The organism is Adlercreutzia sp. DFI.6.23 (assembly GCF_024462535.1).
Lineage (GTDB): Bacteria > Actinomycetota > Coriobacteriia > Coriobacteriales > Eggerthellaceae > Adlercreutzia > Adlercreutzia rubneri.
The window spans coordinates 1-398 of sequence record NZ_JANGBP010000201.1; the positions used below are offsets into that span (position 1 = coordinate 1).

Annotated in this window: 1 protein-coding gene; it reads left to right on the forward strand. The window is 53.0% G+C overall.

Features of this window, described 5'->3' with window-relative positions:
• Positions 1-145 precede the first annotated feature (145 nt).
• Positions 146-398, forward strand: a 253-nt coding sequence (locus tag NE591_RS13010) for a helix-turn-helix domain-containing protein (protein WP_256156837.1), incomplete at its 3' end; no start/stop codon positions are given.

Consider the following 398-nt stretch of genomic DNA (forward strand, 5'->3'; position numbering starts at 1 on the left):
GCGGTCTCACAGGGATCGCCCTCTTTCTATCTTTTGATTGATATGTTGCTGAGTTTTTCTCTATCATTTTCTCGAATTCATGTCGAATATGTCCTAATCAAACTGATATAATACCCCTATTAGGCAATCTATAGATTGGATAATCATGAGAGAACACGACATGTCCCAGCAAATTAAGGAGATGCGGAAGCACTACGGGCTCTCCCAACAGGCCTTTGCGCGGCTACTCGGCATCGGCGAGGCCAGCATCACTCGCTACGAGAAGGGTATCGCCCCCACCAAGGCCAACGCCAACCTCATTCGCGCCACCATGAGTCCCGCGTTCATGGCCGGCTGCCTCGAGCGCGACGGCGACGCGCTTACCCCCAAGCAGCGCGCATCGGTCGAGAAGATCGTCT